This window comes from Lentzea xinjiangensis, assembly GCF_900110955.1.
GTDB classification, from domain to species: Bacteria; Actinomycetota; Actinomycetes; order Mycobacteriales; family Pseudonocardiaceae; genus Lentzea; species Lentzea xinjiangensis.
Genome location: NZ_FOFR01000008.1, coordinates 161764 through 181255 on the forward strand (window position 1 = coordinate 161764; position 19492 = coordinate 181255).

Sequence of the window (19492 nt, forward strand, 5' to 3'; positions counted from 1 at the left end):
GAGGAGAGACACACCCGTGGAGTTCCTGTTGCTCGGCTCGCTGGCGGTCCGGCGGGAGGGCACACCGCTGGAGCTGGGCGGCCCTCGGCAGCGCGCGGTGCTCACGATGCTGCTCCTGCACGCGAACGAGGCGGTCAGCGTCGCGCAGCTGGCGGAGGCGGTCTGGGACTCACCGCCGGTTTCCCCCGAGTCGAACCTGCGCACGTACGTGGCCGGGCTGCGCAAGGTCCTCGGCGAGCGCCTGGTGACCAGACCGGGCCACGGCTACCAGCTCACCGTCGAACCCGGCGAGCTGGACCTGGACGCGTTCGACCGGCTCGTGCGCGCCGGGGAGGACGCGCTGGCGGAGCACGACACCGAGGCGGCCGCCGACCTGTTCGCCGAGGCGCTGGGCCACTGGCACGGCGTGCCGAGCGCGGAGCTCAACGCGGGGCCGTTGCTGCGCGCGGAGCTGACCCGGATCCAGGAGCGCAGGCTGACCGCCGTCGAGCGGTACGCGAAGGCGGCGCTGGAGCTCGGCCGGTTCGACGACGTGATCGGCCGGCTGCGGCGGGAGTCGGCGCTGCACCCGTTGCGGGAGGAGCTGTGGGCGCTGCTGATGCTCGCCCTGGACCGCTCCGGTCGTCGCGGCGAGGCGCTGGAGGTCTACTCGACGGCCCGCAGGCTCGTGGTCGAGCAGGTCGGGGTCGAGCCGGGCGCCCGGCTGCGGCAGCTTCATCAGGTGATCCTCGAAAGCCGGGTGCCCTCACCCGCGGCGTTGAACGCGCACCGCCAGCTACCGATGGACATCGCCGAGTTCACCGGGCGCGAGGCCGAGCTGCGGCGGCTGTGCGAGCCGGGACCGCAGACCACCGTCGTGATCTCCGCGATCGAGGGCATGGCCGGCGTCGGCAAGACGAAGCTGGCCGTGCGGGCGGCGCACCGGCTGGTGCGGCGGTACCCGGACGTGCAGCTGTGGGCGGACCTGCACGGGTTCGACCCGGACGAGCTGCCCGCGGACCCGGCCGCAGTGCTGGAGAGCTTCCTGCGGCTGCTCGGCGTGCCGGGCGCGCAGATCCCCGAGTCGCTCGAAGAACGGGCGGCGCTCTACCGCGACCGGCTGGCTGGCAGGCGCGCGCTGGTGCTGCTCGACAACGTCGCGGGCGAGGACCAGGTCCGGCCGTTGCTGCCCGGCGGCTCCACGTGCATGGTGCTGGTCACCAGTCGCCGCGCGCTGCTCCGGCTCGACGGGGCCAAATCGGTCTTCCTCGACGTCTTCACGCCCGGCGAGGCCCTCGCGCTGCTCTCCAGGATCGCGGGCGCGGACCGCGTCGACGCCGACCGCGCGGCGGCGGAACGGGTCGCCGAGCTGTGCGGGTACCTGCCGATCGCGGTGGCACTGGCCGCCAAGCGGCTCGCTCGTCGTCCGCAATGGACTGTGCGCGATCTCGTGGCACAGCTGGAAAGAGGGGGCGGTCTCGGTGCGCGGGGCGTGTTCGACCTCTCGTACCAGGCGTTGCCGGACAACCAGAGGCGCCTGTTTCGCCTCCTCGGAATCCACCCGGGAGAGGACGTCACGGCGGACTCGGCGGCCGCACTCGCCGGACTGACCCCGTACGAGGCGGGCGACCTGCTGGAGATGCTGCTCGACGAACACCTGCTCCAGCAACACACCCCTGGCCGTTACAGCCTGCACGACCTGCTGCGCGCCTACGCCGTCGAGCAGGTGACGGCCGCCGAGCCCCCACCGGCGCGGGCCACCGCGCGGCGGCGCGTGCTGGACTGGTACGTGCACACGTCGTGGAACAGCGCCCGGCAGCTCAACCCGCAGCGCGCGCTGGAGATCGCCCCCGCGGACCCGGCCGTGCACCCGCGCGCGTTCACCGACCGCGACTCCGCCCTGCTGTGGTGCGACGCGGAACGCGCGAACCTGGTGGCCGCGGTCCGCGACGCCGCCGAGCACGGCCTGCCGGAGCAGAGCTGGAACCTCGCCCAGTGCCTGTGGGACTTCTTCAACCTGCGCAAGCACCGGGCCGACTGGATCGACGCGCACGGCGTCGCGCTGGCCGCCGCGCGCTCGGTCGGCGACCGCGCCGCCGAGGGCCGGATGCTGATCACGCTCGGCATCGCGCTGCGCGAGGTCCGCCGGCACGACGAGGCGATCGAGTGCAACCGGCAGGCGCTGGCCATCTTCCGCGCGGTCGGTGACCGGGCGCGGCAGGAACCGGTGCTGAACAACCTCGGCATCGTCTACATGGACCTGGGCAGGACCGACGACGCGCTGTCCTGCTACGAGCAGTCCGCCGAGATCGCGCGTGAACTGGGCCACCCGCACACCGAGGCGGTGACGCTCAACAACATCGGCCTGCTGCACGCCGACGCCGGCCGGTTCGACCTGGCGCTGGCGCGGTACCTGCGGGCGCTCGAGATCCGGCGGGAGATCGAGGACCCGTACAGCGAGGCCATCCTGCTCAACAACATCGGCGAGGTGTACCGGGGACTGCTCGACTTCCCCGCGGCCGTGTCCCACGTCGACCGCGCGCTGGAGACGTTCCGGGCGATCGGCGACCGGTACGGGCAGGCGGAGTCGCTCGACAACCTCGGGCTCGCGCTGGACGGGCTCGGCGACCGCCGCGGCGCCGAGAAGTGCTGGATCGAGTCGGTGGCGCTGTTCGAGGAACTGGGCGAGCCGAAGGCCGACGAGGTCCGCGCACGCCTCTGAGGCGACGATCAAGCAAGCCGCGATCCGTGCCGTACCGCGCCTTGCGACCGTGTCCGAACGGCCTCCCCCAGGCCTGTTCGCCACAACTTAATGCGAAGGACACGGCATGAAGGACCTTTCGTTCGACCTCGACGACCTGGAGCTCGGCGACCTCGCGGTCACCACGATGCGGGACTCGGTCGCGCTGCCCGAGTCGGGTGCGTCCGGCGCGCCCTCGTCCTGCTCGTGCGGCAGCTCGTCGTGCAGCAGCTGCCACCAGCCCCAGCTCCCGACCCTGCCCGCATGACCGATCGCGCGCAGGGAGAAGCCGCGCCGTACGCCCTCGTGCGTTTGGCCGCCCTGCCGCACCCGGACGGCGCTGCGGCCGCGGCGCCGTTCCGGCGGGTGGTGGAGGCGTTGGCGGACAAGGAGAGCGAGCTGCTCGCGCTGGCCGGTCCGCTGGGTGTCCTGCTGCACGACAGCGCCGGCGCGCACTCCGGCGAGTTCCACCGCCGGGTCGTGCTGCCGTTGCGCCGCGACGTCCACAACGGACGAACGCCGCGCCTCGCCCTGCGCTCCGCCGCTGGCGGGCTGGCCTCGCGGATCCCGGAGCTGGCCGCCTGGCTCGCACTCGTGGACGAACGCGCGGAGCTGCTGGCCGAGGCCGCACGGTGCCTGCCCGCCGCACTGGCGGCCGAACGCGCGGTGCTCGCCTCCCTGTGCGCGGAGGAACCGTTGCGCCGCGCGGCCGTCCTCAGCGGACGCGACCTGTGGCGGGGGCTGGCCCGCGCCGGTGCCGACGACCGGCGGGCCCGCAAGGCGGAGCCGGCCGTGCTGCGCTACGCCCTGCGCGCGACCTCGAAGACCAGCCCGCTGTCCTGGTACACGTCGGTCGGCTGGGCCACCTGGTCCCCCGACGCGCCCGCGCCGGACTGGGGCACGCCGGTCGCCGTGACGCGGGTGAACCAGGTGCTGCTGACCCGGCTGGTCGCCGCGCTGGTCGCCGACCGCACCCTGCTCTTCGACCACCCGCACCGCCTCGCGCCCGACGTGCACGAGGACTCCTCGCGGATGCTGTTCCGCCGCGACGTCCCCGCGACCGGCCCGCTGCGCGCCTCCGTCGGCGTCGAGGAGAACGTCGAGCTGGCGGCGAGCCCGCCGTTGCGGTTTCTCGTGGGCCTCACCGCCGCGAACCCCAAGGGCATCAGCCCCGCCGAGCTGACCAGCGCGCTCGCGACCCGGCTGCCGGACGGCGAGTCCAGCCGCGCCCAGAGCTACGTCGCCCTGCTGCTCGACATCAAGCTGCTGGTCCCGGTACTGCCGGTGGACCCGCAGGACCCGTTCGCCTGCCTCGCGCTGGCCTCGTGGCTGCGCGACACCGGACGCGGTGCCATCGCCGACCGGCTGACCGCCCTGCACCGCGACACCGCCGCCTTCGGCTCGCTGGACGCCTCCGCGCGACCCGCCGCGCTGGCCGCGCTGTTCAGCGCCTGGGAGGAGCTGGGTGCGGCCGTGGGCGCCGACCTCGGCGGCGTGGCGCCGTTGAGCGAGGACGTCGTGCTGCCGCAGCCCGTCCGCCTCGGCCGCGCGCACGGCTACGACGGCGTCCGGTCGCTCGCCTCCCTGACGCCGCTGCTGATGCTCTTCGACCGGCACCTGGCGATCCGCCGGCACTCCCGCGACCTGTTCGTCGCGGAGTTCGGTCGCGGCGGGTCCGCCCGGCTCGCCGCCTGCGCCCCGCTGCTGCACGAGGCCATGTCCGGCGCCCCGACCGGCGGTCTCGGCGCGAGCCGAGCCCAGGTGGCCGACCTCGTGCACGACGGCGTGATCACCGACGAGGCCGTCACCGCCGCCGCCGACCTGCTGCCCGCGTGGATGAAGACCCGCCCGGTGTCGTACTCGTTCTTCGCGCAGCCCTCCCCCTCCGGGCTGGTGGTGAACCACGTCTACGACGGCTTCGGGCGCTTCCCCGGCCGGTTCCTCGACCTGCTGCCACCCGAGGCCTACGCGACCGTACGGGCCACTTTGGACGGTGTCTTCCCGCGCGGTTTCGCCGAGTACCGCCCGGTGCAGGGCTTCACCCCGAACCTGCACCCGTTCCTCGGCCGCGCGGAGATCGGCGAGGACCCCCGCTGGGCCGACTACACGCCGGACGCGCTCGAGGTGTTCCACGACCAGGAACAGGACGAGATCCGGCTCCGCCGCCGCGACACCGGCCAGGTCGTCGACGTCCTCTACCTCGGCTACCTCATGCCCGTGTCGCTGCCCGACCGCGCCGCCGCCCTGCACGCCGACCTCGCGTGCGGCGCCGCGGACCTGTCCCCGTTGCAGCCCGTCGCCGAGTCCTCCGGCGTGCGCGTCGCCGGCCGCCTGCGCTACCGCGACGTCGTGCTGGCCCGCCGCTCCTGGGACTTCCCCTCGGAGTCCCTGGGCGAGGCGTTCGCCGACGTGGCCGGCGTGACCTCCCTGCGCGCCAGGTACGGCATGCCCGCCCAGCTGTTCGCCGGCATGGGCGGCACTATCACCTCCCGCGAGGACTTCGAGGCCCGCGTCAACGGCCCGAAACCGCAGTACGTCGACCTCACCAACGCCCTGCACCTGCGCTGCCTGCCACGCCTGCTCCCCCGCTACCCCGGCCGCCTGCTGCTCACCGAGGCGCTGCCGGTGCCGTCCGGCCAGGTGCTCGAGGTGATCGCGGAGACCTACCGGAGGGCCGGATGACCGACGTCGTCTGCTACTACCACGACCCGATCAAGGCGCCCCTGCTGCGCGACGGCGTTCTGCCGGCCCTGGCCGCCGTCTCCTCCTCCTTCCCCGACGTGGCAGGACACGTCGAACGCCACTGGCTGCACGGCCCCCACCTCCGGGTGCGGCTCTTCGGCCCCTCCTCCGACACCGCCGCGCTGCTGCTGGCAACCCTGCTCCGGTCCTACCTGGCCGCGAAGCCGTCCACAGTGGAGCTTTCGGCGGCCGACCAGCTCGCGCACGCCCGCACCGCCGCGGTCGCCGAGCTGCTCCTGCCGCCGTTCACACCCCTGCACCCCAACAACTCCGTACGCGTCGAGCCCACGTCACTGCACCGGCTGCGCGAGCTCCTCCCGTCGGAACAGATCTCCCTGCGCTTCGAAGGACTCCGCCTCGGCGTGCCCGTGCTGCGGTCCTCCCTGGCCGTGCCCCGCGCCACGCTCGCGCTGACCGCGATGGCCGTCCACGCGAGCCGCTACCCCGGCGGCCTGCGGTACGGCTACCACACCTTCCTCTCCCACGTGGAGGACTTCCTGCTCGCCGACGACCCGTCCGGTGCCGTCCGCGCCAGGCTGGACGCCCTGTGGACCGCACATGCCGCCGAGGCCTGCGCCCTGGTGTCCCGCGTCGCCACCGGACACCCCACCACGCCCCTGGAAGCGGCCTGGCAGACGTGGACCATCGCCCTGCGCCTGGCCGCGGAACCGCGCTACGACGCCGGCCTGCTCGACGAGGCCAACCCGCGGCACGCCGAACGCGCCCACGAGATCGGCGACCCCGGCGCCATCCGCCGCTACGACTACGGCCACCGCTCGGAGTTCGGCGACTACCACACGGCCCTGTGGAACGCCGACCTCTCGCACCCCGAGACCAGGCGCAACATGACCGTCTACCGCCTGGGCACCAACGTCCTCTACCAGCTCCTGGCCATCTGCGACGTCACGCCCCTGGAGCGCTACGCCGCCGCACACCTGCTGGCCCGCGCCGCTCAGCAGGTGTGCGGCACCACCTGGGCCGAGCAGTTCGCCGCCCTGCCGAAGGTCGGGTGAGGGACGGTGGTGGTGCGCCTCCGCCCGGTGGTGCGGGCCACGGCGACGGCGGACGGCCTGCACCTGCGCGGCTGGGCGTCGAGCTGCACCCTGACCGGCGGCGCCGGGTTGTGGAAGGTGTGGGAGCGGCTGGCTCCGCAACTGGTCGCCGGGGTGGAGTCACCGGCGGTGCCCGCGGGGACGGCTCCGGCGGTCCGGGCCGCCGCGGAGATGATCCTCCGGCAGTTGCAGGAGCACGACATGCTCGTCGAGGTGCCCACGTCCTGGGGGCTCGGCGGGCCTTCGCCCGAGGTCGCGGCCTGGCTCGAGTCGGTGGCGGCGGATCCGGCGGCTGCCTGGTCGCGGCTGCGAGCCGTCGTGGTCGTGGTGACCGGGGCTGGCCTGGCGGCCGAGGCGGCGGTGCGGTCGGCCGAAGCTGTGGGGCTCGCGGTGCGGCGGTCGGATGTCTGCGAGCCGGGTGCCGGGGATGCGTTCGGGTGTTGCGGCGACGGCGAGCCGGCGGCCGGACGCACGGAACCCGTGGTGCCGCGGGGGAGTTCGCACGAGCCGGGTACCGGGCGTGTGCCCGGACAGCCAGGCAACAGCGAGCCGGCGGCCCGCCACACCGGCAGCACAGAACCCGCGGTGCCACAGGCGGATGCGCCCGCGCCGGTCGGAAGTCCCTACGACCGCAAGGCAGCGGCCCACAACACCGGCAGCACGACACTCTCGGCGCCACGGGCGGCTGCACCCGAACCAGATACCGCCCCCGCACCCGAACAGCGCAGCAACAGCGAACCGGCGGCCCGCCACACCAGCAGCCCAGAACTCGCGGTGTCCGCAGGCGGCCTCACCGTCCTGGCCGCTTGTGGCGCCGAAGTGGGTTATGTCCTGCCCACCTCCGAGTCTCTTACTTCATTCAACACTGAAGTCATCAATGGAATTACCGCCCGCCTGGGCCTGACGGGCGAGCCGGGCGAGGTCCTGGCCGCCCTCGTCGGATCAGCCGCGGTGCACCGCCTCGTCTGCGCCGTCGCCGCCCTGCCCGACCCGGCCACCGTCCCGGGAGAGCCGGCCACCGGCTACCCGCTGGCCCTCGTCGCCCGTGCCGCTCCCCTCCGCGCCACCTACCACCCGGTGCTCACCGGCCCGCCCCCGCCGGACCCGTGGCACCGCCTCGACGCCCTGACCGATCCCGAACTGGGCATGGTCGACACCCCGCTCCTCGGCGACCTCCCCCAGGTTCCGGCCAACCTCGCCACCTCGGCCGCCGCGCTGGGAATCGGCACCAGCGCCGACTCCGCGCGCCTCGACGCCGCCCTCGGTTCGCTCAAGGCCGGCGGCGTCCTGGGCATCACCGAGCGGCACGCCCGTGGCGCCGCGTTGCGGCTGGCCGCCAGCGCCCTCGACGGCGAGCCGGCCCCGGCGCACGAGTGGACCGCCGGGCGCACCTCGCACCGGTGGTGGAAGGCGCTGACCGAGCGCTTCGGGCGACCCGCGGTCGTGGAGGTCCGCAAGCTCGCGCCGAACGCCTACAAGGCGGAGATCCGGCAACGCCGGAAGCTCCTGGCGTGGGCGGTCGAGGCCACGGCCGAGGACGCGGTGGCGTTCGCCGCCCTGGCCGCCACCGGCCACGCCCAGGCGGGCCGCGAGGGCACGGCGCACCTCAACGGCGCCGCACCGCGCCGGAAGGCCACCGTCCCCGCGTGGGCGGGGCCCGAATGGTTGTGGCCGGACGCCGTCCAGGACAACGAGGAGAAGCTCCAGCAAGCCCTCGAACCGCTGGTGCGCATCGCCCCCGTGCCCCTCGACCCCGAACTCACGGCGGCCGGACTCGTCGCCTACGCGGTGCACGCATGATCACCTACTCCTCCGGCGCACCCCCGCGGCTGAGAGCGGACGGCAGCCTGACGCTCATCGGCCCCACCAGCGGGGTCTGCCCGAAGTGCGCGGAACAGGCCAGGCTCGCGGTGAGCGGAGCACCGTCTCAGGACATCGACCTCGGAGGCCTCGTCCCGCCGGCTTTCCAGGCCCTGGTGGAAGTCCTGCACGAACAGGACCACCACGACACCGTGATCGCGATCCGCACGGACCTCGCGGTGGTGCAGACGCACCGGGTCAACCCCGGCACGCACTGCTGCACACCACCTCCCGCACCACCACCGCGGACCGCGGTGGAGCAGGGCCAGCTGAGGTCGGCCAACCACCTGACCACTGTGGACGGCCTCAGGGACGCGGTGGTCGACTTCCGGCACGGCAGGGTCACCGCGTTGTTCCGCACCAGTCACCTGCCCCTGGCCACCGTCACCGCGGAGCTGGACGGCCACACAGCCGGCTACGGCCGCACGAGCACGTTCGCGGAGGCCGAGCGGGTGGCCGTCTTCGAAGCGGTCGAGCGGCACAACGGCATGCGCCCGCGACTGGCCGGCGCCACGGAAGCGTCGTACGCCGAGCTCGGGGGCGAGGCGCTCGACCCGGCACGCCTCGGGCTGTGCGACTTCGACCAGCGCTACACCCCGGACCTGACGATGCGCTGGGTCCCGGCCTGGTCGTACACCGCCGGCAGATCGCTCCTGGTCCCGGAACAGGTCGCCTACTACGCCGCCGAAACCCCGCCGGGGCAACGGTTCGTCCACGAGACGTCCAACGGCTGCGGGCTGGGCAACAGCCTGCCCGAAGCGGTGCTGCACGGCCTGTTCGAGGTCGCCGAACGCGACGCCTTCCTGATGGCCTGGTACGGCAGGACACCGCTCAAGTCCATCAAACGGCCGGACGACCCTCTGCTGCACCACCTCACCGACCGGCTCGAAGAGCTCGGGTACGAGCTGGTGTTCCTCGACGCCACCAACGACCTGGGCATCCCGGCCGTCCTCACCCTGGCCAGGACCGAGCGGGCCACCCTGCCCAGGGCGTTCTTCGCCGCCGGTGCCAGCCCGGACCCGCTCGCGGCGATGCGCTCGGCCGCGGCGGAGGTCGCCGTCGACGTCGAGTCCTACGTGGACCGGGTCCGCGCGAATCCGGGCGATCACGACGGACGACGCCTGCGGCAGCTCCTCCGCGACCCCGCACTGGTCCGCACCATGGACGACCACGTCGCGGTCAACACGTTGCCGGAGGCCGTGGACAGGTACGCGTTCCTCGTCAGCGGCGAGCAGACCGACCTCCCGGACCGGCGCGACCACACCGACCTCGAAGAGCTGCTGGACCGCTACGCCGGCCGGCTGGAGGTGATCGCGGTCGACCAGACCGACCCGGTGACCGCGAGCAGGCTGGGGCTGCACTCCGCCAAGGTCATCGTGCCGGGAGCGCTGCCGATGACGTTCGGGCACCTGCACCGGCGGACGCGTGGCCTCCCGAGGCTCGCGGAGGTGCTGAACCCGCACCCCCACCCGTTCCCCTGACCTCGTTGGAGCAGCTGTGACCTGGACCGGCCTGCACTGCAGGGTGAACTGGCGGCGGGCGGACGTCGACACCTTCATCGCCGACGCGCTCGCCCCCGCCATGGCCGCCCACGAGTGGTACTTCCTGCGCTACTGGGAGACCGGCCCGCACCTGCGCGTGCGCGTCAAGGGAGATCCCGGCCGGCTCGGCACCGTGCTGCGCGACCTCATCGCGGCACAGGAGTTCGAGACCACCGGCGACGAACCGGGCTGGCTGCCGCACGGAGACGTCCGCGAGGCCGAGTACGTCCCGGAGACCGCGCGCTACGGCGGCCCGAAAGCACTCCCCGTCGCGGAAGAGGTGTTCTGCCGCAGCACGGAGGTGGCCGTGGCGGTCCTCAAGGCCGCCCGCACGGACAGCGCCCGCCTCACCGCCGCCATCGAGCTGACCGTCGCGACCGCCCGCGCGCTCGGCCTGGACCTGCCGCGAGCCGCGTCCTGGCTGCGCACCCTCGGCACGAGCTGGCGCAACGTGGACGAGTGGGCACCCGCCCCGACCCTGGGCTCCCACACCGCCGCCCACCGGCTCATCGCCCACCGCGGTGAGGACCTGGCCGGCAGGTGGCACCGCGAACCCACGGGAGCCACCGCCCACTGGGTCGCCGCGATCCGCGCCGCCGTCGAGGAACTGGCGACCTGGCTCCCCCACGTCTGGGCCTCGCAGCTGCACATGCTGCTCAACCGCCTGGGCATCACGCCCAACGAGGAGCGCACGATCTGCTGGACCACCGCGGCGGCGGCCCTGTCCCCCACCGGCCTGACCGGCTTCCACGACGACGGCGCGACCGCCCCGGACCGCCGGTACCTGGAAGCGAGCAAGTTCCTGCCGGGGTTCGCCGACCAGCTCCCGCGCCGGACCGCGCCCGTCCCGCAGCAGTTCGCGCCCTGGCTGCCGCGAACTCCACTGGAGTCCACGGTGGACGAAAAGCTCGCCGGACCCCTGCGCTCCCGCAGGACCAGCCGGGACCTGCGAGGCACCCTCGGTGCAGACCGCCTGGGCACGCTGCTGTGGACCTCGATGTCCCCGGCGGACGGCAGGAGGCCCTACCCGAGCGCCGGCGCCAGGTACTGCGCCCGCCTGAGGCTCGTCGCGCTCGACGTCCAAGGCCTCGCATCAGGCAGCTACGAGGTCGACGAGCTCGGCCGGACCCTCGTCCGCCTCGGCGACGCCCCGTCGGTCGAGGACCTCGAAGCCACCTCGATGTGGTTCGGCGAGGGCACCACCGAACTGGCCGCGACCCCCGCGGTCCTGGCCCTGTACATCAGGATCGGTGAGCTCAGGCGCACCTACGGCCTGCGTGCGCTCAGGTTCGCGTTCACCGAAGCCGGTCACCTGGCCCAGAACCTCACCGTGACGGCGGCGAGCCAGGGCATCCGCACCGGGCTGGTCGGCGGGTTCTACGACGACATCGCCCACGACGTCATCGGGCTCGACGGCGTGGACGACGCGCTCGTCTACTTCCTGCCGCTCGCGTCATAGCACGCCGACGACGTTGCCGATGGTGATGACGCCGATGGCCACGGCCAGCAACGACAGCACCGCGCCGATCGCCGCCATCGCCTTGCCTGCGCGGTCGCCGAGCAGACCGAACACGGCCACCACGAGACCCGGCAACCCGAAGACCCACGCCAGGTACGCGCGGGTGCCGGTCAGGTCGACCGGGAGGAACGTCACCACGACCCCGGCCACGCCGAGGCACAGGGCCAGCACGCCCAGCAGCGGTCCCCCGCGGGATCCTGGCCGAGCGGGCTGACTCCACTGCTGTTCCGGTGGCCAGGAGGACATGGCGGCGACCCTAGCCAACCGATGACCGCATCTCCACCTCGTCCAGCAGGAAGTCCACCGTCGGCTCGATCGCGGCCGCCGCCCGCGCGTCCCGGAACCGGCGTTCGATGCCGAGGTCGCGGCGGAACGCCGCATCGCCGCACACCTTCATCGCCAGGTCCGTCACCGCGACGGCCGCCTCGGTCGCGGTGACCGCCAGCAGCCGCACGCGGTCGGCGGACCGTTCCGGGTGCCACGTCACGGCGGACAGCGTGTCGTTGCAGAGCACCCGGACCGAGTCCGTGCGCAGCCGCATCCGGGCCAGGTCGGCCCTGGTGCGCGGATCGCCGCCGCCGAGGTGGCCCAGCGCCGCCGCCAGCGCGCCCTCCATCAGACCGAGCGACACCGCCGCCCCCAGCACCAGGAACCACGGGAGCGCGAGCTCCTCCGACCACAACCTGTTGGACGCCGGCACGCGGACCGGGTCGGCCCGCACGCACGTGGCGACGGTTCCCCGCAGGCCCATCGCGGCGTGGTCGGCCGGCACCAGCAGGCCTGGCGCCTGGGCCGGGACGAGCCACAGCGCCGAGCCGCTGGACCAGACGTAGCTGTCCGCCTCGCCGGCCGCGATCACCCAGCTCTTGCGCGCACGGACCTGCACCACGTCGCCGTGCGCGGACACCTCGCCGGACGCGCCGAAGGCGGCCAGCGTGGTCAGGTGCCGGCCGGCCGCGATCTCCGCCCGCACCCGGTGGGGGCCGGAGCGGTCCAGCACGGCGCACGCGGCGTAGTGCGAGCGCAGCACGGAAGCCGTCGCGCCGCAGACGCCGGCGACGTGTTCGACGACCCGTGCCGCCGACCGCAGGTCCTGCCCTCCCCCGCCCACCGCCCGCGAGATCGTCATCCCCAGCAGGCCCCGCGCGCCGAGGGCGTTCAGGGCGGCACGGGGGAAGCTGGCCCGCTGGTCGACGTCGGCGGCGGAGGGCGCCACCACGTTCCGCACGATGCGGAGCAGGTCCGCCCGGTACGTCACGTCGGCGGGTAGAGCGAGTAGGAGGGGAAGTTGCCGTACGGGCGTTCACCGGGCGGGCCCTCGGTGACGGCGTGTACGAGCAACGCGCCGCCTACGAACGCACCGCGCCAAGAGGCGCCACGGCCACCGAACACCTCGTCGCGGTCGCCACGCGAACGCGGCTTGTTGATGCCGACCTTGAACGCCTGGATGTCCGCGCTCAACCGCCGGGCGGTCGCTTCGTCGTCACACGCCAGCGACGCGACCAGCGCGCCGTTCGAGGCGTTCATCGCGGCCAGCAGCTCCGCCTCGGTGTCGACCAGGACGATCGTGTCGACCGGTCCGAACGGTTCCGCGTGGTGCAGGACGGAGGACCGCGGCGGGTCGAGGATCGCGACCGGCGCCAGGTAGGCGGCGGTCTGCTGGCCCGGCAGGAACCTGCCGGAGCCGAGCGAGCCGCGGTACAGCGGCACGCCACCGGCCCGGACCGCCTCCTGCACGACGTCGCCGAGCTCCTTGGCCTTCGCGTCGTTGATCAACGGCCCGTAGTCCAGCGCGGGCAGCTCGTCGCCGGGCGAGGCGACGGCGAGCGGGTGGCCGAACGTCACGTCCCGCACGGCGGGCAGGTAGACGTCGAGGAACTTGTCGAACAACGACCGTTGCACCACATAGCGCGGGTAGGCGGTGCAACGCTGCTTGCCGTAGTCGAAGGCCTTGCGGATCTGCGCGCCGAGCACGTCCCAGGAGTCGGTTTCCCAGACGCCCCAGCAGTTCAGCCCCTCCTGCTCCAGCACGTGCCGCCGGTTCGAGTCGACCAGCCGAGCCGCGATGGCACCGCCGACGTCCCGGCCGCCCACGAAGGACACGCAGCCCAGGAACGACGACCCGACCAGCACCGGCGCGAGCTCGGACCCGCTGCCGCTGACCAGGGTGAGCGGCAGGCCGGAGCGGACGGCCAGCGCGGTCGCGAGCGTCAGGCAGCTCACGCCGCCGTCGGTCGGCGCCTTGGCGATGACCGCGTTGCCCGCCAGCGCCTGCACGAGCATCGCGTGCATCAGCACGCTCATCGGGTAGTTCCACGAGGCGATGTTGCTCACCGGTCCGGACAGCGGCGTCCGGCCCGCCAGCATCGCGTCGATCTCCTCGACGTACCAGCGGACGCCCTCGACGCAGCGGTCGACGTCGGCCGTCGCGAGCCGCCACGGCTTGCCGATCTCCCACACCAGCAGCAACGCCAGCAGGTCGCGGTGCTCGGCCAGGGCGTCCAGCGCCGCGGACACGCGCGCTTTGCGTTGCGCGAGAGGCACTTCGCGCCACGCCACGTGCTGCTCGACGGCGGAGACCACCGCGCGGCCCGCGACGTCGAAGTCCAGGAACGGCGGGCCCGCGATCGTGGAGCCGTCGACGGGGCTCGTGGCGGGCACCGGTTCGCCGGCGCGGCTCCACGCACCGCCGAGGTGGTTGAGCAGCCGATCGTCGTGGAACGCCTCGGGCGCGATCCGGACGCACTGCGAATAGACCTCGTCCCACGAGGTGCCGGGTTTGAGGATCAACGACATCGGGCGGCCTTCCTGCCGGGCGAAGTGTGGCCGTTCGATCAGCGGTTCTGCACGTGCTGCCAGCCGAAACGGCCCTTGATGCACAGGTTTCCGTGCGTGACGGTGCTGTCGTGCGGCGAAGTGACCTTGACGATCTCGTTGTCCTGCACGTGCAGCGTCAGGTTGCAGCCGACACCGCAGAAGGTGCAGATCGTGGTGGTCCGGGTCTGCGCCTCTTCGTCCCAGGTGCCGTTCTCGCGCTTGTCGTGCTCGCTCTTGAAGCTCAGCGCACCGGTCGGGCAGACCTCGATGCAGTTGCCGCAGTAGACGCAAGCGCTTTCGGGCAGCGGCGTGGCGAACTCCGTGGAGATCCGGGCGTCGAAACCCCGGCCGGCCACCGAGATCGCGAAGCTGTTCTGCCACTGGTCGCCGCACGCGTCCACGCACTTGTAGCACAGGATGCACTTGCCGTAGTCGCGGACGTACAGCGGATTGTCCACTTTGGTCGGTTGCCGCACAGTCGCGGCGACCGACCCGTCGACCTCCTCGTGCTCGCCCGGCCGGCGGTCGTCGCGGTCGGCCGCCGGGGGCGCCGGCGGGCCGAACCGGGAGGGGTCGGCGCCGCACGCCGACATCCACTCGTCCACGTGCGGCGTGGTGGAGAGGTCCGTGGCGGACCCGAGGAGCTCCAGCACCAGCTTGCGGCTGTGCTGTGTGCGTTCGGAGTCGGTGCGCACGACCATGCCGGGCTCGACCTTGCGTGAGCACGACGGCACCAGCGTGCGCGCCCCTTCGACCTCGACCATGCAGATGCGACAAGCGTTTGCGGGCTTCAACGTGTCGCCGTAGCAGAGTGTCGGGATCGACTTCCCGACCGCCGTGCAGGCGTCCAGGATGGTCACTCCTTCCGGCACACGAACGCTTTCGCCGTCCAGCGTCACCTCGACGAGCCGCTTCGGCAGACCGATTTCCACGATCGTCACGATGCTGCCTCCACTGCGTAGCCCAGCCGGTCGAGAGCCGATTCGATGGCGTTCCACGCGGTCTGGCCGAGACCGCAGATGGACGAGTCGCGCATGACCTGCCCGACTTCCCGCAGCAGCTGGAGGTCCGCCGCCGAAGTGCCCAGCGGGCGCTTGCCCACCAACCGGTGCAGCGCCTCCTCCTGGCGCACGGTGCCGATCCGGCACGGCACGCACTGCCCGCACGACTCGTCGCGGAAGAAGGCGGCGATGCGCAACAGGAAGCCGCCCAGGTCCGCGGTGTCGTCCAGCACCAGCACGACACCGGAGCCGAGCGTGGTGCCGGCGGCCCGCGCGTCCTCCAGGGTGAGCGGCAGGTCGAGCTCGTCCGGGCGGACGAACCCGCCTGCCGCCCCGCCGAGCAGTACCGCTCGCAGCTCCCGGCCTGGCGGCACGCCACCCGCCAGGTCGAGGAGCTCCCCGAGCGTGGTGCCGAACGGCACCTCGTACACGCCCGGACGCCTCACGTTGCCCGACAGGCAGAACAGCTTCGGCCCGGTGGACGCCCCGGTGCCGATGCGCCGGTACGCCTCGCACCCCTCCGTGAGGATCAGCGGCACGTTGACCAGCGTCTCCACGTTGTTGACCACGGTCGGTCGGCCGAAGAGCCCCGACTCGACCGGGAACGGCGGCTTCGAGCGCGGTTCCCCGCGGAAGCCCTCGATGGAGTTGAAGATCGCGGTCTCCTCGCCGCAGATGTACGCGCCCGCGCCGCGGCGGATCTCGATGTCGAACGAGAAACCCCGGTGGCCCATGACGTCCTCGCCGAGGAAGTTCCGCTCGCGCGCCTTCGAGATGGCGTTGCGCAGCAGGTGCAGCGCCCGCGGGTACTCACCGCGCAGGTAGAGGTAGCCGCGCGAGCAGCCGGCGGCGAACCCGGCGATCGTCATCGACTCGATCACCGCGAACGGGTCCCCCTCCATCAGCAGCCGGTCCTTGAACGTGCCGGGCTCGCTCTCGTCCGCGTTGCACACCAGGTGGTGCGGGCGGACGGGCTGGCGGGCGGTCGCGTCCCACTTGCGCCCCGTCGGGAACGCCGCGCCGCCGCGGCCCACCAGCCCGGCGTCGGAGATCTCGCGGATCACGTCGGCCGGTCCCAGGCGCAACGCCGTCCGCAACGCCGCGTAGCCGCCCGCGGCCCGGTAGTCGTCCAGCGACTCCGGGTCGACGACGCCGACCCGCTTGAGCAGCCGCAGGCCGGCCTGCCCCGCCTGCGGCACCTCGGCCCGCCCGTCGGCGGCGCGGGTGGGACCGGTGGCCGCCACCGCGATCACCTCACCGGCGTTGGTGGGTGCCAGGAGCTGCTCCTTCGCCACCTCCCCCGCCTCGAACGCCAGTGCCGCGGGCGCCTTCTCGCACACCCCGAGGCAGGGGCTGCGCAGCCAGCCGCTGCGCGCTCCCGCCGGCCCGAGCTCGTCGGTCAGCCGGTCGCACAACGGTTGCGCGCCGTTGAGCCGGCAGGCCAGGTCGACGCAGATGTGCACGATCCTGGCCGGCCGCTCGGTCAGCGAGAACAGCGAGTAGAAGCTCGCCACCCCGTACGCCTCGGCCGGTGGCACGTGCAGGACGCGGCAGATGTGGTTCAGCGCGCCCTGGCTGATCCAGCCGACCCGGTCGTTGACGGCGTGCAGGGCGGGCAGCAACTGGTCCCGTCCCGCGCCGGTGAACAGGTCGACGACGACGCGTTCGGCCTCGGAGGGCTCGGCGTCGAGCAGCTTGAGGTCCACTCAGCCCACCTCCACCGGGATCTTGTCGATGCGGATGGCCGCGGCCTTGTACTCGGCGGTGCCGGCGATCGGGCAGGTCGCCTCGATCGTGAGCACGTTGACGTCGATCTCGTCCGGGAAGTGGAACGTCATGAACACCAGTCCCGGCTTGAGCCCGTCGTCGAACCGCACCGGCGCCTGGATCTGCCCGCGCCGGGACGTGATCCGCACCTGTTCGCCCTCCCGGACGCCGAGCGCCGCGGCGTCACGGGGGTGCAGGTCGAGCGTCTCGCCCCGGCGCAGCGGCGACTCGAAGCCGCCGGACTGGACGCCGGTGTTGTAGGAGTCGAGCCGCCGCCCGGTGGTGAGCCGGAACGGGAACTCCTCGGTCAGCTCGTCGACCGGCGGGCTGTGCGGCACCGGCGAGAACGCGGCCGGCGTGCCGCGCTTGACCGGGTCGTCCTCCCACAGCCTGCCGTGCAGGAAGCTCGGTTCGAGGGAGTCCTCGCTCGGGCACGGCCACTGGATGCCGCCGAGCTCCTCCAGCCGCCGGTAGGACATGCCGGTGTGCAACGGGGACAGGCCGCGCAGCTCGTCCCACACGTCCTCGCCGGTCTTGTGCTGCCAGTCCGCGCCGAGCCGCCGCGCGATCTCGCCCATGATCTCGATGTCGTCGCGCGCGCCCTCCGGCGGTGTGAGGGCCTTGCGCACCCGCTGGACGCGCCGCTCGCTGTTGGTGAACGTGCCGTCGGTCTCGCACCAGGCGGCCGCCGCCGGGAGCACGACGTGGGCGAGCTGCGCGGTCTTGGTGAGGAAGATGTCCTGCACCACCACGTGGTCCAGGTTGGACAGCCGCTTGACCGTGTGCTCGCAGTCGGCCTCGGACTGCACCGGGTTCTCGCCGATGATGTAGACGGTGGTCAGGTCACCGCGTTCCATCGCCTCCAGCATCTGGGTGAGGTTCCAACCCTTCTGCGGCGGCACGTCGGCACCCCACGCCGTGTTGAACTTCGCGACGACGTCCGGGTCGGTGACGTCCTGGAAGCCCGGCAGCCGGTCGGGGATGGCGCCCATGTCGCCACCGCCCTGCACGTTGTTCTGGCCCCGCAACGGGTTCAGTCCCGCGCCGTACCTCCCGACCTGGCCGGTGAGCAGCGACAGGTTGATGAGGCTCAGCACGTTGTCGGTGCCGTTGTGGTGCTCGGTGATGCCGAGCGTCCAGCTCAGCTGCGCGCGGTCCGCCTTGGCGTAGGCGTGCGCGAGCTCGCGGATCAGCTCGGCCGGCACCCCGGTCTCCAGCTCGGCGACCGGCAGCGTCCACGGCTCGACGGCCTTCACGAAGTCCGCGTAGCCCTCGGTGGCGCGGTCGACGAACGACTGGTTGACCAGTCCCGAGGCGATGATCTCGCGGGCGATGGCGTGGGCCAGCGGGATGTCCGTGCCGACGTTGAGCCGCAGCCACCGGTGCGCCCACTTGCCCGTGCTGGTCAGCCTCGGGTCGACCACGTAGAGCCGCGCGCCCCGGTTGACCGCCTTCAGCACGTGCTGGAAGAAGATCGGGTGCGCCTCGCGGGCGTTGGAGCCCCACAGCACGATCAGGTCGGCGTCCTCGATCTCCTGGTAGGAGGAGGTGCCACCGCCGCTGCCGAACACCTTGGCCAGCCCCGCCACGCTCGGGGCGTGGCACGTGCGGTTGCACGAGTCGACGTTGTTCGTCCCGATCACCGCGCGCGTGAACTTCTGGGCCATGTAGTTCATCTCGTTGGTGGCCCGCGCGCACGAGAACATGCCGAACGCGTCCGGCCCGCCCCGCGCGACGTTGCGGCGGAAGCCCTCCGCCGCAACGTCCAGGGCCTCGTCCCAGGTGGCCGGCCGCAGCACACCCGCCTCCCGCACCAAGGGCTGGGTCAGCCGCACGTAGGGCTCGGTCTTCTTCCGCCTGCTCATCGCGACACCTCCGGTCTCCATACTGTATGCAATCTGCGGCCCGCGCTAGCCCCATTTCCGTCGCGGCACCGGACCGGCGCCACCGGCCGACCCGGCGTCAGCCCCGGACCGCGTACGAGTGCGCGCCCGTCCCCGCGAGCTTCCCGCCGGCCACCTCAGCCCACCGCGCCACCGACCGGGAGGCGATCTCATCGTCCGCCGGTGCCAGCAGGACGTAGCGCTCCTCGTACAGCGGCAGGGCGCGGACCGAGCCGTCGACGCAGGTCATCGTGATGTCGAGCTCGAACTCGTCCAGCCGTCGCACGATCTCCTGCGACGACAACGACTCCGGCGTCACCCGCACGTCGGGTGACGCCGGCGGAACGGCGCGGCCGGCAGGGCGGTGGGGATGGCGCCGATCCGCAACACACCGGAGAGCGACTGGCGCATGCGCGAGAAGTCCTGCCGCGGGGCATCGCGGTCGGCGAGCACGCGGTGCGCCCACAGCAGGACGCGTTCGAGCTTGCTGATCGCCGCCGACAGCGACGGCTGCGAGACGTGGCAGGCCTCGGCCGCGCGGGCGAAGTGGCGTTCACGGGCCAGGGCGACCAGGTACTCGAGCTGGCGCAG

15 protein-coding genes are annotated in these 19492 nt (G+C 72.9%); 7 read left to right on the forward strand and 8 right to left on the reverse strand.

Going from position 1 to position 19492, the window contains the following annotated elements; translation table 11 throughout:
• Window positions 1-16: 16 nt before the first annotated feature.
• From BMW88_RS19165 to BMW88_RS19190, 7 genes are all read left to right on the forward strand, one after another.
• A complete protein-coding gene (locus tag BMW88_RS19165) occupies window positions 17-2701 on the forward strand; it encodes an AfsR/SARP family transcriptional regulator (protein WP_089952432.1) in 2685 nt (894 codons plus the stop codon).
• A 106-nt stretch (window positions 2702-2807) separates the two neighbouring features.
• Window positions 2808-2987 (forward strand): thiazolylpeptide-type bacteriocin, encoded by a 180-nt coding sequence (locus tag BMW88_RS19170; RefSeq protein ID WP_089952434.1) that lies wholly within the window; start codon window positions 2808-2810, stop codon window positions 2985-2987.
• Entirely contained in the window at window positions 2984-5401 is a 2418-nt protein-coding gene (locus BMW88_RS19175; RefSeq protein ID WP_089952436.1) for a lantibiotic dehydratase, read from the forward strand. Before BMW88_RS19170 ends, BMW88_RS19175 begins: the two co-directional genes overlap by 4 nt.
• Window positions 5398-6474: a lantibiotic dehydratase C-terminal domain-containing protein gene (locus BMW88_RS19180; RefSeq protein WP_089952438.1), complete on the forward strand. Its 1077-nt coding sequence runs from the start codon at window positions 5398-5400 to the stop codon at window positions 6472-6474. The genes BMW88_RS19175 and BMW88_RS19180 overlap by 4 nt, the downstream gene beginning before the upstream one ends.
• 6 nt (window positions 6475-6480) lie before the next feature.
• Window positions 6481-8313, forward strand: coding sequence for a hypothetical protein (locus BMW88_RS41950; RefSeq protein ID WP_177221189.1), 1833 nt, complete (start codon window positions 6481-6483; stop codon window positions 8311-8313).
• Window positions 8310-9854, forward strand: coding sequence for a YcaO-like family protein (locus BMW88_RS19185; RefSeq protein ID WP_177221190.1), 1545 nt, complete (start codon window positions 8310-8312; stop codon window positions 9852-9854). The genes BMW88_RS41950 and BMW88_RS19185 overlap by 4 nt, the downstream gene beginning before the upstream one ends.
• 16 nt (window positions 9855-9870) lie before the next feature.
• A complete protein-coding gene (locus BMW88_RS19190) occupies window positions 9871-11373 on the forward strand; it encodes a thiopeptide-type bacteriocin biosynthesis protein (RefSeq protein ID WP_089952441.1) in 1503 nt (500 codons plus the stop codon).
• Here BMW88_RS19190 and BMW88_RS19195 read toward each other — a convergent pair.
• The 8 genes from BMW88_RS19195 to BMW88_RS44330 form a co-directional block, all read right to left on the reverse strand.
• The gene (locus tag BMW88_RS19195; protein WP_143116146.1) at window positions 11368-11679 is read right to left on the reverse strand and encodes a hypothetical protein; all 312 of its coding nucleotides are present in this window, start codon (window positions 11677-11679) and stop codon (window positions 11368-11370) included. The two genes, BMW88_RS19190 and BMW88_RS19195, sit on opposite strands and share 6 nt — an antisense overlap.
• Window positions 11680-11689: 10 nt before the next feature.
• Window positions 11690-12691, reverse strand: a complete 1002-nt coding sequence (locus tag BMW88_RS19200; protein ID WP_245777911.1) for an acyl-CoA dehydrogenase family protein — start codon at window positions 12689-12691, stop codon at window positions 11690-11692.
• On the reverse strand, window positions 12688-14229 hold the full coding sequence (locus BMW88_RS19205) for an aldehyde dehydrogenase family protein (RefSeq protein WP_089952445.1): 1542 nt from the start codon (window positions 14227-14229) through the stop codon (window positions 12688-12690). The genes BMW88_RS19200 and BMW88_RS19205 overlap by 4 nt, the downstream gene beginning before the upstream one ends.
• Before the next feature lie 38 nt (window positions 14230-14267).
• Entirely contained in the window at window positions 14268-15191 is a 924-nt protein-coding gene (locus BMW88_RS19210) for a 2Fe-2S iron-sulfur cluster-binding protein (protein ID WP_089952447.1), read from the reverse strand.
• Window positions 15188-16957 carry an NAD(P)H-dependent oxidoreductase subunit E gene (locus BMW88_RS19215; RefSeq protein ID WP_089952449.1) on the reverse strand — a complete coding sequence of 590 codons (1770 nt, stop codon included), beginning with the start codon at window positions 16955-16957 and terminating at the stop codon, window positions 15188-15190. The genes BMW88_RS19210 and BMW88_RS19215 overlap by 4 nt, the downstream gene beginning before the upstream one ends.
• A complete protein-coding gene (locus tag BMW88_RS19220) occupies window positions 16958-18883 on the reverse strand; it encodes a molybdopterin oxidoreductase family protein (protein ID WP_089952704.1) in 1926 nt (641 codons plus the stop codon). It abuts the gene before it with no gap.
• A 97-nt stretch (window positions 18884-18980) separates the two neighbouring features.
• A complete protein-coding gene (locus BMW88_RS42805) occupies window positions 18981-19226 on the reverse strand; it encodes a type 2 periplasmic-binding domain-containing protein (RefSeq protein ID WP_218148129.1) in 246 nt (81 codons plus the stop codon).
• The gene (locus BMW88_RS44330; protein WP_218148142.1) at window positions 19217-19492 is read right to left on the reverse strand and encodes a LysR family transcriptional regulator; all 276 of its coding nucleotides are present in this window, start codon (window positions 19490-19492) and stop codon (window positions 19217-19219) included. Before BMW88_RS44330 ends, BMW88_RS42805 begins: the two co-directional genes overlap by 10 nt.

Bases quoted from the DNA above. Each gene is read 5' to 3' on its own strand.
- BMW88_RS19170 (WP_089952434.1), top strand. From the start codon at position 2,808: ATGAAGGACCTTTCGTTCGACCTCGACGACCTGGAGCTCGGCGACCTC.
- BMW88_RS19175 (WP_089952436.1), top strand. From the start codon at position 2,984: ATGACCGATCGCGCGCAGGGAGAAGCCGCGCCGTACGCCCTCGTGCGT.
- BMW88_RS19180 (WP_089952438.1), top strand. From the start codon at position 5,398: ATGACCGACGTCGTCTGCTACTACCACGACCCGATCAAGGCGCCCCTG.
- BMW88_RS19185 (WP_177221190.1), top strand. From the start codon at position 8,310: ATGATCACCTACTCCTCCGGCGCACCCCCGCGGCTGAGAGCGGACGGC.
- BMW88_RS19195 (WP_143116146.1), bottom strand. From the start codon at position 11,679: ATGTCCTCCTGGCCACCGGAACAGCAGTGGAGTCAGCCCGCTCGGCCA.
- BMW88_RS19205 (WP_089952445.1), bottom strand. From the start codon at position 14,229: ATGTCGTTGATCCTCAAACCCGGCACCTCGTGGGACGAGGTCTATTCG.
- BMW88_RS19220 (WP_089952704.1), bottom strand. From the start codon at position 18,883: ATGAGCAGGCGGAAGAAGACCGAGCCCTACGTGCGGCTGACCCAGCCC.